This window comes from Microcoleus sp. AT3-A2 (genome assembly GCF_036705685.1).
Classification (GTDB): Bacteria; Cyanobacteriota; Cyanobacteriia; order Cyanobacteriales; family Microcoleaceae; genus Microcoleus.
In genome coordinates, this window is record NZ_JAUBVF010000006.1 from 16,342 (window position 1) to 34,435 (window position 18,094).

Annotated in this window: 20 protein-coding genes; 11 read left to right on the top strand and 9 right to left on the bottom strand. The window is 46.4% G+C overall.

Going from position 1 to position 18,094, the window contains the following annotated elements; all coding sequences use genetic code 11:
* The first annotated feature begins 248 nt into the window (after nucleotides 1-248).
* The 6 genes from QUB37_RS05670 (at nucleotide 249) to QUB37_RS05695 (ending at nucleotide 4,785) form a co-directional block, all read left to right on the top strand.
* Nucleotides 249-722 carry a GNAT family N-acetyltransferase gene (locus QUB37_RS05670; protein ID WP_333159945.1) on the top strand — a complete coding sequence of 158 codons (474 nt, stop codon included), beginning with the start codon at nucleotides 249-251 and terminating at the stop codon, nucleotides 720-722.
* Nucleotides 723-805: 83 nt separating this feature from the next.
* Nucleotides 806-1,330 (top strand): GrpB family protein, encoded by a 525-nt coding sequence (locus QUB37_RS05675; RefSeq protein WP_333159947.1) that lies wholly within the window; start codon nucleotides 806-808, stop codon nucleotides 1,328-1,330.
* A gap of 64 nt (nucleotides 1,331-1,394) precedes the next feature.
* Nucleotides 1,395-1,811 carry a VOC family protein gene (locus QUB37_RS05680; RefSeq protein ID WP_333159950.1) on the top strand — a complete coding sequence of 139 codons (417 nt, stop codon included), beginning with the start codon at nucleotides 1,395-1,397 and terminating at the stop codon, nucleotides 1,809-1,811.
* A 67-nt stretch (nucleotides 1,812-1,878) separates the two neighbouring features.
* Entirely contained in the window at nucleotides 1,879-2,475 is a 597-nt protein-coding gene (locus tag QUB37_RS05685; RefSeq protein WP_333159952.1) for a Uma2 family endonuclease, read from the top strand.
* Between the two features lie 78 nt (nucleotides 2,476-2,553).
* Nucleotides 2,554-3,753 (top strand): FAD-dependent monooxygenase, encoded by a 1,200-nt coding sequence (locus QUB37_RS05690; RefSeq protein ID WP_333159954.1) that lies wholly within the window; start codon nucleotides 2,554-2,556, stop codon nucleotides 3,751-3,753.
* 219 nt (nucleotides 3,754-3,972) lie between these two features.
* Complete coding sequence (locus tag QUB37_RS05695; protein WP_333159957.1) at nucleotides 3,973-4,785, top strand: alpha/beta hydrolase; 813 nt, start codon at nucleotides 3,973-3,975, stop codon at nucleotides 4,783-4,785.
* Between the two features lie 25 nt (nucleotides 4,786-4,810).
* On the opposite strand, the gene QUB37_RS05700 is transcribed toward QUB37_RS05695, so the two are convergent.
* From QUB37_RS05700 to QUB37_RS05715, 4 genes are all read right to left on the bottom strand, one after another.
* Nucleotides 4,811-5,353: a hypothetical protein gene (locus tag QUB37_RS05700; RefSeq protein ID WP_333159959.1), complete on the bottom strand. Its 543-nt coding sequence runs from the start codon at nucleotides 5,351-5,353 to the stop codon at nucleotides 4,811-4,813.
* Nucleotides 5,350-5,847 carry a DUF4365 domain-containing protein gene (locus QUB37_RS05705; protein ID WP_333159961.1) on the bottom strand — a complete coding sequence of 166 codons (498 nt, stop codon included), beginning with the start codon at nucleotides 5,845-5,847 and terminating at the stop codon, nucleotides 5,350-5,352. The genes QUB37_RS05700 and QUB37_RS05705 overlap by 4 nt, the downstream gene beginning before the upstream one ends.
* Nucleotides 5,848-5,889: 42 nt before the next feature.
* Entirely contained in the window at nucleotides 5,890-7,527 is a 1,638-nt protein-coding gene (locus QUB37_RS05710) for a hypothetical protein (RefSeq protein ID WP_333159963.1), read from the bottom strand.
* A 110-nt stretch (nucleotides 7,528-7,637) separates the two neighbouring features.
* Nucleotides 7,638-7,952, bottom strand: a complete 315-nt coding sequence (locus QUB37_RS05715; RefSeq protein ID WP_333159964.1) for a hypothetical protein — start codon at nucleotides 7,950-7,952, stop codon at nucleotides 7,638-7,640.
* 222 nt (nucleotides 7,953-8,174) lie between these two features.
* Here QUB37_RS05715 and QUB37_RS05720 point away from each other — a divergent pair, with 222 nt between their 5' ends.
* From QUB37_RS05720 to QUB37_RS05730, 3 genes are all read left to right on the top strand, one after another.
* Nucleotides 8,175-8,441 (top strand): hypothetical protein, encoded by a 267-nt coding sequence (locus tag QUB37_RS05720; protein WP_333159966.1) that lies wholly within the window; start codon nucleotides 8,175-8,177, stop codon nucleotides 8,439-8,441.
* 59 nt (nucleotides 8,442-8,500) lie between these two features.
* A complete protein-coding gene (locus QUB37_RS05725; protein ID WP_333159968.1) occupies nucleotides 8,501-11,272 on the top strand; it encodes a DUF3536 domain-containing protein in 2,772 nt (923 codons plus the stop codon).
* Between the two features lie 276 nt (nucleotides 11,273-11,548).
* Nucleotides 11,549-11,782, top strand: coding sequence for a ferredoxin-thioredoxin reductase variable chain (locus tag QUB37_RS05730; RefSeq protein ID WP_242722517.1), 234 nt, complete (start codon nucleotides 11,549-11,551; stop codon nucleotides 11,780-11,782).
* Between the two features lie 289 nt (nucleotides 11,783-12,071).
* Here QUB37_RS05730 and QUB37_RS05735 read toward each other — a convergent pair whose 3' ends face one another.
* The 4 genes from QUB37_RS05735 to QUB37_RS05750 form a co-directional block, all read right to left on the bottom strand.
* Nucleotides 12,072-12,305, bottom strand: a complete 234-nt coding sequence (locus QUB37_RS05735) for a hypothetical protein (RefSeq protein WP_333035767.1) — start codon at nucleotides 12,303-12,305, stop codon at nucleotides 12,072-12,074.
* Between the two features lie 283 nt (nucleotides 12,306-12,588).
* Complete coding sequence (locus tag QUB37_RS05740; RefSeq protein ID WP_333159970.1) at nucleotides 12,589-13,383, bottom strand: YdcF family protein; 795 nt, start codon at nucleotides 13,381-13,383, stop codon at nucleotides 12,589-12,591.
* Nucleotides 13,384-13,568: 185 nt separating this feature from the next.
* A complete protein-coding gene (locus QUB37_RS05745) occupies nucleotides 13,569-13,895 on the bottom strand; it encodes a hypothetical protein (RefSeq protein ID WP_333159972.1) in 327 nt (108 codons plus the stop codon).
* A gap of 86 nt (nucleotides 13,896-13,981) precedes the next feature.
* Nucleotides 13,982-15,541, bottom strand: a complete 1,560-nt coding sequence (locus QUB37_RS05750; protein ID WP_333159974.1) for an AAA family ATPase — start codon at nucleotides 15,539-15,541, stop codon at nucleotides 13,982-13,984.
* A 158-nt stretch (nucleotides 15,542-15,699) separates the two neighbouring features.
* Here QUB37_RS05750 and QUB37_RS05755 point away from each other — a divergent pair, with 158 nt between their 5' ends.
* Together QUB37_RS05755 and QUB37_RS05760 are read left to right on the top strand one after the other, a co-directional pair.
* Entirely contained in the window at nucleotides 15,700-16,716 is a 1,017-nt protein-coding gene (locus tag QUB37_RS05755; protein WP_333159976.1) for an adenosine kinase, read from the top strand.
* 110 nt (nucleotides 16,717-16,826) lie between these two features.
* Nucleotides 16,827-17,006 (top strand): hypothetical protein, encoded by a 180-nt coding sequence (locus QUB37_RS05760; RefSeq protein ID WP_333159978.1) that lies wholly within the window; start codon nucleotides 16,827-16,829, stop codon nucleotides 17,004-17,006.
* A 2-nt stretch (nucleotides 17,007-17,008) separates the two neighbouring features.
* Here QUB37_RS05760 and QUB37_RS05765 read toward each other — a convergent pair whose 3' ends face one another.
* A complete protein-coding gene (locus QUB37_RS05765; RefSeq protein WP_333159979.1) occupies nucleotides 17,009-17,989 on the bottom strand; it encodes an ABC transporter ATP-binding protein in 981 nt (326 codons plus the stop codon).
* Nucleotides 17,990-18,094: the final 105 nt, after the last annotated feature.

An 18,094-nucleotide genomic window follows, 5' to 3' on the forward strand; every position in this document is an offset into this window, starting at 1 on the left:
AAAAGCTGCCAACCGTCAATCATAGCCTGCCACACAGTTTAAGAAACAGGGAGGGTTCGATATTTGGGTGTTGGCTTAAAGCTGGGGGCGAAGGATCGGGCGATCGCTATATTGCGACTTTCACGGATGTGACAAACTAAGAGAGCGATTTGTTTAGCCGATCGGTTCAATGGATTTTTGTATTCGATTAGCTTCCTTAGAAGACATTCCTAAGCTGACAACTTTAATTCCTGATTCTGCTAGAGCTTGTGCCTGCAGGCTACTACACTTCAGAGCAGATTGAAGGCGCACTAGGCACAGTCTTTGGAGTTGACAGTCAACTGATTCAAGACCAAACATACTTTGTTGCTCAGAACAATCACCAAACAATTGTTAGTTGCGGTGGTTGGAGTAAGCGTAAAACGCTTTATGGAGGTGATTCAGGCAAAAATAATCCAGGAAACAGCCTGCTCAACCCAGACAGCGACTCGGCAAAGATTCGTGCATTCTTTGTTCATCCAACATGGGCACGTCGAGGAATTGGAAGTCAGATTATGCGAGTATGCGAACTGGCTGCTGATCGTGCTGGATTTAAGGAAGTTGAGATGATTGCGACGCTAGCGGGAGAGCCATTTTACACAAAATTTGACTATCAGGTGATTGAGCGCTTTGAAATTTCTCTCCCAAACAGTCAGTTTCTCCCCGCTGTCCGTATGTTTAAGAGCTTTGGGCGCAGCCCGTAAAATATGAGGGATAATAAAATCAGTTTCGCTTAAATGCGATCGTAAATCAATGAGATGACAAAAAAAGCAAATAATTATCAGCCATGTCAATAAAAGTAGATTTTTTCAAAGTAGAAGTCGTCCCCCACGATCCAAATTGGCGAAGCGCCTTTGAAACTGAGTCGAAACTGATTGCACTTGCACTTAGGGAAAATGTGGTTGCTATACATCACATTGGTAGCACAGCCATTCCACAAATTCATGCAAAGCCGATTATCGATATGCTAGTTGAGGTTAAAGATATTCTTAAAATCGATACACAGAGTTCAGAAATGGAGGCATTAGGTTATCAAGCAATGGGTGAGTTTGGGATATCCGGTCGTCGTTATTTTCGCAAGGATAGAACCCACCACATTCACAGTTTTGAAGTTGGTTCACCGCAGATAGAGCGCCACTTAGCGTTTCGAGATTATATGATTACCCATTCTGAAGCCGCGCAGGAATACAGCGAACTAAAGAGAAAACTTGCCGAAAAATACCCTGATAATATTGAGGCGTACATGGACGAAAAAGATGGGTTCATTAAAGCAATGGATCTGAAAGCGGCTAAGTGGCGAGCATCTCATTAAAATTATGATAGTGGAAGTGGCAATTCTTGATGTTAAGCCTAATATGATTGGAGCAACATAACATATGAGTGATATCGGTCTCACACACATCGCACTGCCCGTTTCTGATGTCGATCGCACTATCGAATTCTACTCCAAGTATGCTGGAATGCAGGTCGTTCACCGCCGCATCGATGCCAAAGCAGGTGTTGCTGTGGTCTGGCTTTCCGATCGCACTCGCCCTTTTGTAATTGTGCTAATTCAAACAGACTCCGTACATCCCGTTCTGTCTCCCTTTGCACACCTCGGAGTAGGTTGCAAAAGTCGCGAATATATGGACGAACTCTGCGACAAAGCACGTCAAGAAGGCGTATTGCTTGAAGGGCCAAAAGATGCTGGATATCCGATCGGCTACTGGGCTTTTTTGCGAGACCCGGACGGTCACACCCTGGAACTATCCTACGGGCAAGAAATCGGATTTACAGTGGAGAAAGCTACTTAAAGTTATAATAAACAAATCGCCCTCCAAACCCGATCGTTTCTCATCTGGAAATAGACTGGAGAATCAAATGACTGCAGCAATCATCGCACCACCCAGAAAAGAATCACCCCTTCTGTTTGAGGGACTCACTTGGAGAGAGTTCAAAGCAGTTGAGCAATTGTTAGACCGTCCAGGATATCGACTTTCTTTCCTGGATGGAGTTTTCGAGATTAAACTAATGCCTGGAGAACCCCACGAAACCGTTAAAGAAAGAATTGGTGCATTGTTGGAGCTTTACCTGCTGATGGGGGGGTTTGACTTTACTCCAACTGGCTCAATGACTCTGGAAAGTGAAACTGGAAAAGTCAAGCGAGAGGCCGATAAATCTTATAAACTTGCCCCTGGTCGTAGGCTACCCGATTTGGCGATCGAGGTCGTGTTTTCTAGTGGTGGCATCAACCAACTTGAGGCATACAAGCGGCTGAAGATAAAGGAAGTGTGGTTCTGGGAAGATGGATTGTTAGAGGTTTATCACCTCCGGGGAGAGGGCAATACACTTTATTATGAAAAGGTTTCTAGTAGTGAGGAGGTGAAAGGGATCGATTTGGATTTGTTGTTGCGTTGCATCAATATGGTGAATCATGTTGATGCAGTTAAGACTTTTCAACAGGCACTCCAGAAATAGCTGGGAATAGGGGATTGCGCCTCTTTTTACCACCTTTGTTGACATCTCAATATCCGCAAAAAGCAATGGGGAATGGCAATGACACAAGTTGTAATTGTGGGATCGGGGCCAACTGGTGCGGCACTTGCCTTGCTGCTGGTGAAACGAGGTATTGCTGTAACTTTGGTTGAGGCTGCAAAAGATGCCTACCGAGTCTTTCGCGGTGAAGGGTTAATGCCCAGCGGATTGGATGCGATCGCACAAATGGGCTTATCCACTATGCTAGAAGGTGTTCCACACCGACAAATTGATGCCTGGGAGTTCATTGTGGGCGATCGGCAACTATTTCGAGTTGATGAGCCAATGGGGTCAAATCGACCTTGTACGCTGGTATCGCAACCGCCTTTGCTAGAAACACTAATTTCAGAAGCTCAGTTGCATCCAGAGTTTGAATTTATCGCAGGTGTTCCCGTCAAAGATTTACTGTACAGCAACGATCGCATTGCGGGTGTAAAGCTAGGAGATGGGCGAGAGATTGCTGCTGCACTTGTGATTGGTACAGATGGTAGAAACTCGGTTGTACGACAGCGTGCAGAATTAGAGTTAGTAAAACAGCAGAATAGTATAGATGTTCTGTGGTTTAAACTTGCCGCTCATCCTCGGTTTGTGGCGGATAATGTATTTTATTCCATCCTGAATGGCGGTAGCGGATTTAGTGTTTTTCATGGGGCAGAATCAGGAAAACTTCATCTGGCTTGGGTGCTATCGGCAGATGACAAAACGGATTGGAAACACACAGACTGGGCAGAAACTTTCGCATCGCGATCGCCTGCGTGGATGGCAGAACATTTCCGCAACTGTGCGGATACGATCGAATCTCCGATGCGATTATCTGTTGTGGTTGGTCGCTGTCCGCGCTGGCATCGACCAGGAATCATACTTTTGGGGGATGCTGCACATCCGATGTCTCCGGTTCGCGCTCAAGGAATTAACATGGCGTTCCGCGATGTAATTGTTGCGGCCAATCACCTTGTACCTTTATTGAAAGCAGGGGCTAATTCCGAGGATATTGACTTAGCATTATCGCGGATTCAGGCAGAACGCGAACCGGAAATTATTCGCGCCCAACAACTTCAAGCACAAGAAGCGTGGAAAGGCGAACAACTGCGAAAAAATGGATTGTTGCGTTTATTGATGATGCAAGCTGCTCCGTTTTTGGGTGAAAAAATTAAACAATTTTGGGTAAAAGGACAGTATGAATTGCGCCAAGGAGTAACAGAGGTAAAATTGGTTGTGTGAAAATATAGCCTTTCGAGCGAAAGATGAGGTACGACTGGGCGTAGGGCATACCTCACTTTTTTGAGAACCGCTATAGGAAATTAAAACCTGACTTACCCATCCAAACCAAAGAAACCGGGTTTTTATCTTTTCTGCGATGCTCTAACCGAGTATTTTTGCGAAAAACCCGGTTTCTGACTAGCCGTGCGTCTAGGACTATAAAACTTAGGAGAAGTTTTTATGCGATCGACAAATATCAAAGGACCGATCGGCACTATTCACATCATCGAAGCCAGCCCCCCTGTAACCGCTGCGGAGTCGGAACCGCTGCCGGTGGTGTTCGTCCACGGTATGGCGGTTTCCGCGAGCATTTGGGAGGCGCAGCTTGCCCATGTCGCCCGTACCCGACGCGCGATCGCCCTTGACGTGCGGGGACACGGTGATTCTGCACCGCCGGAGGACGGCAACTATGCGCCCGCCTCCTGTGTAGCGGATGTTTTGGCGGTACTGGATGGGCTGGGACTCGATCGAGTGGCGATCGTCGGCCACAGTTTCGGTGCTTTTATTGCCCTCGCCACAGCAGCCACCGCACCGCACCGCATCGCGCAGTTGATCCTGGCAGACCCACCGGGAGATTTTACCAAGGTGCCTGCAGATGTGTACGAACTGATCGTCTCCTTTCAGAGGGCGCTGGAGATGGAGGATTGGCGGGCTGCTGTGGAAACCAGCTTCAATGAGGCGCTGACAGGAAGCACGGCCCAGACGCGCGATCGGATACTCGCTTGCTTGGCGGCGACTCCACGGGATTGTCTGCGTGGAATGTACCGCGGGATGTTTGCCTTTGAAGCAGTTGATGCTCTCGATCCCTACCTAGCAGCCCCTGGAACACGGGCCCACGCCATTATTGCTCCCTCAAACACTTTTCCGTTCAGCCTCCACATCCTCCGTCCCACACTGACGAGAACTACGATCGCCGATACTGGACACTGGCTGATGCTGGATGCACCAGAGGCCTTTGCTAGGGAACTTGATATCTGTTTGGAAGGTGTTTAATATAGATCGACAAAATCTGTTAGTTTTACCACAATTCATCGAGAGTTAAGTTGTGGGGGTTTGTGAGGATGAAGGCGTTGTTGTCTTTGATTAAGTCACCGCTACAGAGAATCGGTAAGCGTTCTTGATAAGCTTTAATCGCCAGGATATAATCTTTGTCTGCGAGTGAAGTTTGAATTTTCTGCAATTTGGCAACTACAAGGCCGAGGAGAGTAATTTCGCCACTTAATTTTTTGGTATTTGGGGTGTGAATTTGCATAACAATTCCCTGAATAGTCGTGTTGGGAATGCGGGTAAGTAGTTCGCTTAAAATTTCAAGTTGAGGGCGATTTTCTGCGTTTTCTAGGGTTTGGATTGCCTCGCGGATGCGGGCTGCATAATCTCCCAGGTTTTCCCGGTTAGGTAGCAATATTTCAAATTCTTCTGCATCGGCTGTTGGTTTGTGCCAAAGTGTGGCATTATCTAAGAAAGGTTGGTCTTCATGCCAGCCGTGAGTTTGTAAGTAATTTCTCAGTTGATTTAGCTTGATTGTTTCGAGAGTTTGGCTATCTTTTACGGTGATTTTCATGGTTGAACTCCTTGGCTAATTCTCTCCATAATTGACTGAAGGGCGGCGACTGTAAATTGGTTGGTTCTGGGGATGGTGACGTTGACAGAGTTTGTGTTTGGTGTTTCTCGCTTTCCCCGCAGCGAGATCCAATATCCGCAGTTTCTGATGCAGAGTTCTGTTTCCGACTGGGTTAACCAGTCTTCGGGTGTTTCGGGGATTAAAACGACAACTAAAATTCGGGGAATGGCGAAGTTATCCATTCTTAAGTCGTCGTAGTTTTTGAGCTTGAGGGGGTAGCGGATGGAGTTATCGTCTTGGATATCTCTTGATGTAGATTTTAACTGCAATTCCAAGCGAGGTGCTCTGATGCGGCCAGTCCCGCCTTTCGCAGCTACTCCCCAGTCTACGCTGTCATCGTCTACGAAGGGTTTGTAGAGGGAATAGCCGGCAACGGTGGTGACAGCTTGCAGGTAGATGTTGCTGAATTGTTCTTTTTGTTGGTTGATGTCCACTTCAATGTTTTGGCGATTAAATCTAAACCATATATTCTTGGGTTAATACCCTAATTCGCTGGCTTGAAGATCAGCCTTTACCCAATCGACAGGCTGTGAGGTTTGATTTCTGATTATTGGCTGGTATGTACCATCATACCCAAGCATCTTAAAAACAATGCGTACCAGAATATCGTATAAATGATAAGTAATTCTTACAACATCATGTATATCGTATGTTTTTTCTTGGAAGCTAAAGTCACCCGTATGCACTGCAATTCCACGATATCTAGACATAACACTGCTCCAATGAGTCCTTCCATCAGCTCGTGGGTTACTTTGATAGTAGGCATCAATAATGTCAGCATCATGTAAACCCAAATGCTTTAGTAAGTCAGTTACAGCTAGACCGAAATCCCTGTCTATGTTGCTAGAGTTGATCGTTTTATCAGCAATTTTGTTAAGTAACTTGCTTTGCCCTGAATCACTTGCAGCTTGTCCCACAGAACGAATATCTTGTGCCGCAGACTTAAGAGTTTTTTTGACGAACTCCTTATAATCATCATCTAAGCCAAGAAGTAAATTTTGTGTGTCTAGCTTATAGTGCTGACATAAATAATCAAAGGCTCGACAAATTTTATTTAGCTTGTCTTCAATAGTAAGGCTATGTGAACTGCTTTGAACTAGGTCAAATATTACAGAACCTAGAGGTTCTTTTCCATAAGGCGTTGAAGACTGAGCGCCGGTGAGTAAATAGCCAGTTCCCTGATTATATTGTTCCGAAATAGTAGTGTGTCCTCTTGAAAATTTTGGCTGACCGAATCTCTTATGGATGCGTCGGACAAGCCCACCATTAGCATCTCTAAATTCAATCCAAGGAATTCCTACCTCAGAACCAGTAGCAAGACTCAGTAAAGGGAGAAGACCGAATGGTAGCCAGTTCGTCAATTTATCTATGTCAATGGATTCAGAGCCAACTTCCCCAACCATTACCGCTGTGATTGTACGTTGCACCTGACCCGAGTACAGCTTTTTTTTACGTTCCTTAAAATCAAGCAATTTTTGAATAAATCCCTTAGTTCCTTTGAAATCAAAGACAATTAAACGATGAATATTGAAAAAAAGCTTCCTGAATAATGGTGTCCATGTAGTATTCTCTGCATCGTCAAGCCTGGGAAGAATACGCAGGGGATGGCAATCAAGCTGTGAATTTAGCTGAGTAAAATCTGAGATTAAGTTAAATATTGGAAATACCCAATATTTAGGAATTTCAGCATTTATATTGTCAAAATATGAAGGAACCAAATAAAATTCAACTCTCGTGTTATCCCCGCCCAAAGCAATGCTAGGCTGGTAGACTATACTTCCCTGTGCGGAATAAATCCCATCGGGAGTATTGACAGTTAAACTTTTACACGGGTTGCTCCCTAAACGATTTGTAAAAGAGAAACGACCCTCTTCCTCTATGGGGGTATCTGCATTAAAAAATTCTATAAAACCAACGCGGAGGGGCTGTTCTGTATAGCAGTTGGCTACGTTCATTTCGATACTGGAGTTGCCGAATTCATCAAAGGAAACTTTAACCAATCCTTCGATATATCCTTTAGGATTTTCAAATTCAGCCCGTCCTTCTCCTTCATAGTCAATGTTGGTTAAGAACCAAGTGTTATGGACAACGTTATTGTTTTGATTGGAACTCATATCATTACTCGTGGCATTTTTCTATTGGTTTAACTCGATTTTATTTTTTAAAATACTTGGTGATTTCACCTCACGAATAACTGCAAACCTGCGGGCTTTCTCCTGATTCATCAGATAGCATGAACTAACACATTTCGACTCCATCCTTGCTTGATAGTATAGCGAAGGTAGCACTCGCGCTCAACAGGAGCTTTCACAGCATTCAGAATGCGGAGATTATGCCCCAATGAATTTCTGCAAGAGGTGCTTGCACTAGGCGATCGCCAGCAACCTAGTTTTTTTTCCCACTTAGCCGTCAAATGCAGCATCTTCTCGTCGAAACCCTCCTCATCCTCCAATGCCTCCGCCTCCGCCCCCACATACCTCTCAGGAGTTAAAACATAACACTTACCGTTTGGGTTTTTTGTTGCCTTTTGACTCCGCACAAGTGTTACAACTCTTCTGGAAAGTACATTTGCAGCAAATCTGCCCCGCCCTAACCCAACTAGCCTAACTTCTCCAGGACTTCGGTAAAAAGCACCTAAAGTATGATGCGAAACTAGGACAAAACTCTTATTCTATAAATCGATCGGGTATTAAACCGATATCCACAACCGCCAAGATTTATCGCCAAATTTTAAATTTTTCCGGCGAAAACTTGCTATTTAATGAATAAGACTTTAAGATCCAGCAATGTAAATCAAAATCTCAATGAGCAGCCCTGCAAGCACGAACCCGAAATGGGTCGCAAGTGCCAAAAAGCAGCAAAAGCTACCTTTTTTAAGTCTTTCAACAGCAAAGCATTGGCAAAAAAACCAGGGATCGACGGTTGGCATCTTGGAACGAATGCTTTGCTCGCAATACTACAAATGTATCAAAACTTGTCAGCCAAATTTAGTCCTAACAGATGCCTAGCTGTAACTCTTGCTGCGTAAGGTTTCAGTTTCTAATTAGGCTGGTTTTATTGTCTTTAACTACTTGAGGATTCGATCGCATGGTTTCGATTTCTACAACTCAATCCGATCTGCTACCTTTGTCTTCGCCAACCGTAACGGCTGCAACCCAAACCAGCGTGGCTGCTGCAACAGGGGTCTGCGTGACGGTTCACGGTCACTTTTACCAGCCACCCCGGGAAAACCCTTACCTGGATGCGATCGAACGCCAAGCCAGCGCCGAGCCCGCCCACGACTGGAACGAACGCATTGACATCGAGTGCTACCGCCCGAACGCCTTTGCCCGCATACTCAACGATCGCGGCGAAGTCACGGGGATCGTCAACAACTACGAGTATATGAGCTTCAACATCGGGCCGACCCTGATGAGCTGGCTCGAACGCTACGACGCCGAAGTCTACCAGCGGATTCTGGAAGCCGATCGCAAAAGCTGTCAGCGGCTCAACGGTCACGGCAACGCGATCGCCCAAGTCTACAATCACATCATCATGCCGCTGGCTAATGAGCGAGACAAATACACCCAAATTCGCTGGGGGATCGCTGATTTTCGCTCCCGTTTCGATCGCGATCCCGAAGGAATGTGGCTCGCCGAAACCGCCGTAGACTACGCCACCCTCGAAGTTTTAGTCGCTGAAGGCATCCGCTTCATTGTCTTAGCCCCCTCCCAAGCCGAACGCTGCCGCCCGCTAATCGGGCAAAACCACGAAGGGGAACCAGGGCATAATTCCGAATGGCACGAAGTCGGAGGCGGTCAAATCGATCCGACTCGCCCGTACCGCTGCTATTTGAAACCAGAAATGCGGTTGATGGCTAACCACCAACTCTCGCCGCTGAGCACTCACCATTTTGGTGGCAGGCACTTCCAAAATTCCGAAGCCCCCCCTGCCAACACTCCTTACATTGATATCTTTTTCTACGACGGCCCGATCTCGCGAGATATGGGCTTCAATGACGTTCTCAGCAGCAGCCACCACTTAGCCGGGCGCTTGGGTCAAGCAGTGCGGGGAGACCACCGACCGGCTCAATTAATCTGCGTGGCGACGGACGGCGAAACTTTCGGCCACCACAAACACAGTACCGAAAAATGCCTCGCCTACGCCTTCACAGAAGAGTTTCCCCGCCGAGGCTGGACGGTGACGAATTTTGCTCATTATTTAAGTCAAAATCCGAGCGCTTGGGAAGTGGAACTCAAACCCGTGACGGCGTGGAGTTGTTCTCACGGGGTCGATCGCTGGCAAGATGATTGCGGCTGCGGTGGTGGCGGCGGATGGCACCTCAAATGGCGCCGCCCTCTGCGGGATACTCTGAATTGGCTGCGCGATCAACTGATTCCGATTTATGAAGAAGCGGGGCGCAAGCTGTTGTGCGATCCCTGGAAAGCCAGAGATGAATATATTGAGGTTATCCGGGATCGATCGCCCAGTAATGTTGACAGTTTCCTTCAACGCCATCAAGTGCGCCCCCTCGATGCCGGAGAACAGGTGGACGCCCTGCGACTGCTGGAAATGCAGCGCCACGCCCTGTTAATGTTCACTAGCTGCGGCTGGTTTTTTGAAGAAATCTCGCGGCCAGAAGGCGTGCAAATTCTCCGCTACGCGGCCCGGGCGCTGGAATTGGCGGGTGAAGTTACCGGCATCCAGCTAGAAAAGGATTTTGTCGATCGACTAGCCCTCGTACCCAGCAACGTTGAGTATTTCCAAACAGGGGCCGAAGTTTACCGCAAACTCGTGGTTACAGCCCAAATTAGTCTCAAACAAGTGGCCGCCCACTACGCAATCAGTTCTCTGTTTGCCAAATTTTCCCGCGAAGAGCGACTTTACTGCTACCAGGCCGAGCAGCAAGATTTCCAAATTCAGCGCATGGGCTCGATGACTCTGGCTGTGGGTCAATTGCAGTTAACCTCGGAAATTACGCGGGAAACAGAGATTTTTGTGTTTGCTGCGTTGCACCTCGGCGGCTGGGACTTCCACTGCTGCATTCAGCCTTTTGGCAGCCGCCGGTCTTACACTATGCTCAAAGAGCGGTTGTTTGGAGTTATGCAAGAAGCTTCGGCGGCCCACGCGATTCTGGAAATGGTGCGGCTGTTTGGGGATCAGTCCTTTAGCTTACGGGATTTATTCGCTGAGGAACGCCACCGGATCGTGCAGTTGCTGAGTCAGGAAAATTTGACTCGGTTGGATCAGCTTTACACTCAGGTTTACCGCGAAAATTACGGGGTGATGATGGCGTTCCACCGTGATGAGTTGCAGGTGCCGGTAGAGTTGCAGGTGGCTGCTGAGGTGGCTTTGGGACACCGCTGTTTGACGGCGGCCAAGGCCCTAGAAGTGGAAACCGAGGATGTCGAACCGCTGCTGGCGGAAATTGAGGCGATCGCCACTGAAAGCGGCCATCTCCGCTGTCGGTTGAACGTTCCCGAAGTCAAGGAAATTTTGGAAAAGATGGTTTGGCGATCGCTAGACGCGCTGCTGCAAGCAGGATCGGGCGCGGAGGATCGCTCGCCTGTCAAGTTAGAAGCTGATATCCGCACGATCAAGCGTTTGATTTCGGTGGGCGATCGGCTGAGTTTGGGTTTGTGTCTGGATCGATCGCAGGAACTGTATTTCGATTCTCTGTACAGTCAAATTGTGCCTCTGTGTTTGGGCTGGCTGCAACTGCAAGATGCCTCGGAGGGCGAGAGTGTGGTGGCTGCTGTTGCCTTGGGGATTGCAGGTTCCGGCGCAGGCTGGGACTTGTCTTCGATCCGGCAGTTGCTGGAGTTGGGTCAAACCTTGGCTGTTTATGTTGAGTGTTGGTTAAATCAGTTAAGTAAATAGTTTCCTGATTAGCCTGCATCTATTCCCGCCCTTGAGAATCCGCCCGATCGAGATTTAAATCTCGATCGGGCCTGCAGGATCAACCGAGGATCGATCGGCATTGAGGCTTCCCGGGATCGAGGCGGGCGATCGAAGCACCCACAGAGAACCGACAAGTTTCTTTGAGCTTTCGCTCTACTTGTGTGGGAAGATAAAAAGACTGTCGCCAAAGCGTACAGGTGTTCTGCACTTGCACGCTTTGTATAGTTTGGAAGAAAGAACACTAAGTTTAAATTTATGAAAGTTGGCGATCGCGTTTGCATTAAAAACTCTGTTGTTGTCTACCACCACCCTGAAAATCGCAGTCAACCATTTGATATTAAGGGTATGGAAGGAGAAGTCGTGGCGATCGTTCACGAATGGCACGGCCGACCTGTCAGTGCTAATTGGCCGGTTCTAGTACAATTTGACAAAAAATTTCGAGCTCACCTGAAAGAGGATGAGGTCGAATTGATATCTTCGGAAGTCTAGCTCTCTCCCAAGTAGAAGCCGGAGCCCAAAGACAATATCCAATCCGGGCAGTCAATTTTAGATTTTAGATTTTAGATTTTAGATTTACTCCAAAGATGAATCTGGAAGCTTGAACTCTGGTCTAAAATTTTGGGCTGATCAGTGATCCTGTCGGAAAAGAATTATTTGTTTTCGGGCGGGTCATATAACTGTTTTAGAGTTTGTAGTGAGGAGTTCAGTTTTTTCTGTGGCTTTTAGTCGATCGACGGGACTAAAGTCCTTACTACAAACCATTTTTTGTGTTCACTCCTTAATTTTTCGACCGTCTGCGGCTGAACCAACCTAAAATATTCCAATCTCCCTGCATTTTCTGCAATTCCTGCTGATGCTGCTTGGCTGTAGCGTAATACCACTGGCAGTGAAGTTCTAGTTCTTGACGGTACTTAATTTCGTCGTAAAACTCGCGGACAATTTGGTGTCTCTGAAAAATTTCGGCCGCAGGAGTCGGTTCTGGGGCAATGTTTTGCAACTCGTGGGGCAGCATGATTGTTTGGGGGCGACTATGGCTAATATTGGCTCTAATGACTTTAAGCTAGCACACTCAATCTATTTTGGATTTTAGATTTTGGATTTTAGATTTTAGATCGTATCCGTTTGATTTGGAATTTTATCTGATGAAGTTTTGTAGGGACGAGTTCGCCCAGATATTTGATAAGTATAGACAAATTATATAAACCCGCCCCGTCCCTATAATTAGGATGCAACCGGATTTGATATTAGTTTAAATTCTTCAATCTAAAATCCAAAATTTAAAATCTAAAATTCTGTTAAAGCCATCCCCGCAGACGATAAACGATTAAGCCGATGTATTCTTTCAAAGCTTTAGTTGACTGGTTTAACTGATAGGTATCCGGCAATAAATCCAAGGCGACTGCTTGCCAATTGTTTTGGGATGCTGCGATATCCTGCTGTGTGATCTGAAAGTCTGTTGGTGCCGGAATTGCTTTTATTCCCTGACGCTGGAAAATTAAGAGCGATCGAGTCATGTGCATCGCCGATGTCACTAGCAAAACCGGCCCTTTTATGCCTTTAGCATCTAAAATTTTCCGCACGTTGACCGCATTTTGATAAGTGTTGTGTGAATCGGGGTCTTGCAGAATTGCTGATGTCGGGACACCCATTGTTTGGGCAATTTCTGCCATGTCTGCCGATTCGGCAGGCCCGCCGCCTTTCCAATCTACTCTACCGCCGCTGAGAATTAAGAGGGAAGCTTTGCCTTGCCGGTAAAGTCGAGAACCGTAGATTATTCGATCGCCCGCTTCCGCTAATTCTACCCAAGGACGGGGAGGTAAAGCTGCTTTGACACCGCCGCCCAAGACGATAATCGCTTCAGCTTGGGGGAGTTCGGCGGTTGGTAAGTTTTGCCATTCGAGCGATCGAACTAACGATTTTGAAACCCAACCGCTACTTCCGAGGAGTAAAATAATTAAAGCCGCAGCAATTGGCGCCGCCGCCCATTTGGGACGCTTCCAAAGTGTTATTAAAGCCGCCATCATTAACAGGCAACTCAACCCCAAAGGATAAATAAACAGCGGCAGGAGTTTCGATAGAAATACAAACATTCAGCAAGTAATTAAAATTTCTCGTTAGCGGTAGGTAATTGGAAATCTACCCTCGTTACTGGCTAATCTGTAATTAGTAATTTAGGGGGCGGGAGTGGTAAATTTTTAGTATTGAGTTGTGAATTATGAACTCTTTAACTTAAAACTTAAAACTTAAAACTCAATACTCAAAACTCTTTTCGGTGCTACCTACGATCCTCTGGCCCAGATAACCAGCCAAACAATGTAGAAGCATCACCCCTAGAGGTTTTGCTATATTTATGGCCGTCCCTTTGCACTACTTCTTTATTGAGGATAGCATCCGAGGTTTTGTCCTGGGAATTCATATTCGGGTTGAGTAGTAATTCGTTGTGCCACCAAGCGACAATTAAACCTGCTGCCACGCCACCGATGACACCCAGGCCAAGACTCAGGGGCAGCGTAGATCCTACTAAGCGAAACCCAACGGTAAACAACACAAACCATATCAGCGCGGGGCTAAACCCCTTGGAGTCTCCGGTAAATTTTGGCATGAGCTGCAACTTTTTTTTGTAATAACACAGTAAGATATTTACAATATTAGCAGACAATCAAATTGCCAAGGGCGATCGAACTGCAACTACTCTCCACCAATCAAGTTTAATTGTACCTCTAAGTCTTGCAGAGTATCTACAATGTTTACAGAAATTTTCTCTAATTCTGTAAAAGATTCAAAAGCTGCTTGCTGCGAACTCAATAGTTCGGCTTTCGCGTCGGCAATATCGCCCCGGCGCTGTTGCAGTCGTTCTCGCAATACTTCAATGGGTGCGGTGCAGTAAATGATTTGCAGGGGCAAGCCGTGGGATTGAGCCTGATTCATCGCATCGGTTCTCCAGTTTTGGCGATCGAACTTGGCATCTAAAATCACATTCCAACCTCGGTCAGCTAGCATTATCCCCAACTCTAACAATCTACCATAAGTTTGTGCCGTCATTTCATCCGAGTACAAATCTTGCCCCCCGCGTTCATTTAAAGGAATTCCGCCTAAATGTTTGCGAATCGCATCGGATCGAATGTGAATTGCCCCAGTGCTGCGAGCCAAATATCGAGCTGCTGTACTCTTGCCAGAGCCCGATAAACCGGACATCAAAGTTAACTTTCCCCGGCGCGGTTTTGTGTATTGCCAAGCCAGTTTATAGTAATGAGCTGCCGTCTGTGAAATCTCTGCTTTTTGGGTAGTTGAAATAGCGGCATCGTCCAACATTAAGGAAGTTACTTTTGCTCTAACATAAGCTTGACGGCTCAAATACAGAGGTAACAGTTGCAGTCCTTCCCAATCCCCTGTTTGTTCGATGTAAGTATTGAGAAAAGCATTGCCTAAGTCTCTGCGCCCCCGCGCTTCCAAATCCATTACTGTAAAAGCGACATCGTACATGACATCAACAAAGCGAAAAGGCTCGTTAAATTCAATGCAGTCGAACAGTAATATTTTATCTTGCCAGAATGCTATATTCCGCAAGTGCAAATCTCCGTGGCACTCGCGAATTTTATTATTGGCAACCCGCAAGTTAAATAAGTCTTTATTTCTCGCAAAAAACGTATCCGTATAATCTTTAGTTTCCTGAAATTGCACCTGAGTCTGCGGCCCGCCGATATATTTTTGCGAAATCAGGTAATTGTTGTTTATTGCTGTGCGAATCTGACTGACTTCGCCAAATGTGCGAATGTAGCTATTACTAATTGCCCTGCTGTGAAAGTTGGCAACTTCCCGCCCTAAGTCTGCCATAAGTTGCTGTGTCAACAGTCCGCGTTCCAACAAACTAAGCAACAGCGAATCTTGAGGAAACTCCCGCATTTTCAGAACATATTCTACAGCAAATTCAACCGGAGTTATAGCAGGTAAGTTGCTGCCAAATTGAAACGAATCCCCAATTTTAACAATTGGCAAAACTTCTAGATAAATTTCCGGTGCAGTGCGTCGGTTCAGCAGCAATTCTTCGTTGCAGAAATGCTGCCGTTTCTCCAAAGTTGAATAGTCCAAAAAGCCAAAATTGACTGGTTTCTTGATTTTGTAAGTATAATCTCCTGTCAGCAAAACAAAGGAAGCATGAGTCTGAAGTAGCTGCACTGGTTCTGTCACCCCGTGCGGGTAAAACCCGGGTTGCAACATTTGCTGAATCAGAGGTGGGAGAGAAGTCATAGCGATTTTAGATTTTGGATTTTAGTTAGATTTTAGATTGGGGATTTTGGATTGTGAATTTTAGATTTTAAGTTGGGGACTTTAGATTGGGAGTGGGGATGTTGACTTTAATCCGATTTATTATAGAGTTGATAGTTAGTGTAAACCAAAAATTACTGATGACAGAAAACAATCAAGATTCCCGTTCCGTGGATGTGTTTGGCGTGGGAAATGCCCTTGTAGACATCCTAGCATTGGTGGAAGATGAATTTGTACTCGGCCACGGGCTGAATCGCGGCGGGATGACGCTGATGAATTCGGAAACGCAGGGGGGGATTTTGCACGATTTAGAGCACAATTCGCTGCAAATGCGATCGGGGGGTTCGGCGGCAAATACGATGATTGGTTTGGCTCAGAGCGGCGGTAAAGCGTATTATTCCGGGAAGGTTGCTAAGGATACTAACGGGGAATTTTATCGGCAAGATTTGCTGGCGGCGGGGATTGATTTTAACGTGCATCCTGCTGCTGAGTCGAAGGAGCCCACTGGTACTTGTGTTGTGCTGACTACGCCGGATGCGGAACGCACGATGTGTACTAATCTGGGGGTTTCTACTACTTTGGCTGCGACTGATATTGATGTCGATCGACTGGCTCACTGCAAGTACAGTTATGTTGAGGGCTATCTTTGGGATGCTCCCGATCCGAGAAAGGCTAGCATTGAGACGATGGAACAGTCTAAGCGTCTGGGTGTGAAGGTGGCTTTTACTTTTTCGGATGGCTTTTTAGTCGATCGATTTGCTGATGATTTTCACAAGGTGGTTTCGGAATATTGCGATGTAATTTTTTGCAATGCTGATGAAGTTCGGAGCTTTTTTAAGGAGGAATCTCTGGAAGAGTGCGCTCGGAAAATGAGCGAGATTTCGGATTTGGCTTTTATCACTAATGGGGATAAAGGCTGCATGGTGGTGGAGAACAAACAGATTGTTGATGTGGCTGGATTTCCGGTAAAGGCGATCGATACTGTTGGTGCTGGTGATGCTTTTGCGGGGGGTGTTTTGTTTGGAATTACTAACGGTTTAAGTTCTACACAAGCGGCGCGCTGGGGCAATTTCTTGGCTTCTAGAGTGGTGCAGATTCATGGGCCTCGGCTTGAGGGTTCTCAGGCTCATCTTTTGAGTGAGGTGATTTCTGGTTAGGAATTGAAATGGGCGATCGCACTTTTTGGATTAAGGGCGATCGCTCTTTTTTGAACCGCAGATGAACGGGGATGAACGGGGATGGATGAAGGGCGATCGCTGGGCAATCCTTGCAATCGGCAACTGGCAAAGCACCCCCCTTCGATCGCACAATTGACTCGCTGCTATTCACCCTCTCCAACGGCGACATTACTGCCGCCATCAACGCTCAAAATGACTACTTCAAAAAAACCGAAAATCTGGTCAGGGGCGGGCAAAATGCCCAACGCACAACAAATCAGATGTATTGAGTTCAACCACTAGAATAAATCCCTCTTTCTTGCAGTTGCTGCATAAAAAATTCTTCCAAACTAGGCTTAGCCAAATTCATCCCAATTAGCTGCCCTCCCGTACCGCTCAGAGTAGAAAGAAACTCTTTCGGAGCGCCCTGCAAATGACCGTACCACAAATCCTCATCAACTTCCATATCCGGTATCCATTTTTTCAGGATATTCAAGTGGCCGCCCCTACCTTCAACCCGGTAAGTTTCAGTAGTGCCGAGGAGTTCGTCGATCGCACCAATGCAGATTAACTCACCCTTCGCCAAAATTGCCACTCGATCGCAAATCTTCTCCACATCCGACAATATATGCGAATTAAAAAAAATCGTTTTTCCTTGATTTTTCAGCGATAAAATTATCTCCCGCATCTGATAGCGTCCCATCGGATCTAAACCCGACATCGGCTCATCTAAAAATACCACATCTGGATTGTTAATCAAAGCTTGAGCCATGCCGATCCGTTGCAGCATTCCCTTAGAATACTGGCGCAACTGTTTTTTAATGGCCGCCGATTGAGATAAGCCAACTAAGTCTAGCAAATGCGGAATTCGCTGCCGCTGAATCGAGGGGGGAATTTGAAATAACCCCGCCGCAAACTGCAAGAATTCCCAGCCCGTGAGATAATCGTAAAAATAGGGATTTTCTGGCAAATAGCCGACTCGCTGCTTCACGGTGCGATCGCCCAAAGGCCTCCCCAACAGCAGCGCCCTGCCAGAAGTGGGCCGCACGATACCCAGCAAAGTTTTCAACAGCGTAGTTTTCCCCGCTCCATTTTGCCCTAACAGCCCGAAAGTTTCGCCCTCAGAGACAGTCAGAGTGCAATTTTTGAGCGATTCAATTTTTTCATTCATCCAGAAGCCGGTACGGTAGAACTTCCCCAGATTAAATGTTTCCACCACTGGGGTAGCTCCGGGCATCTCGATGGGATTTGGCGCATCTACAAGAGGTTCCATTTTGGTCAGAGAAATAACTAGCACCTGATTATATTCTATTGCATAAGTTAAGTAATAATGTTGATATTTTTAATGTTAAACTAATATTAACTGTAGTTAAAATTT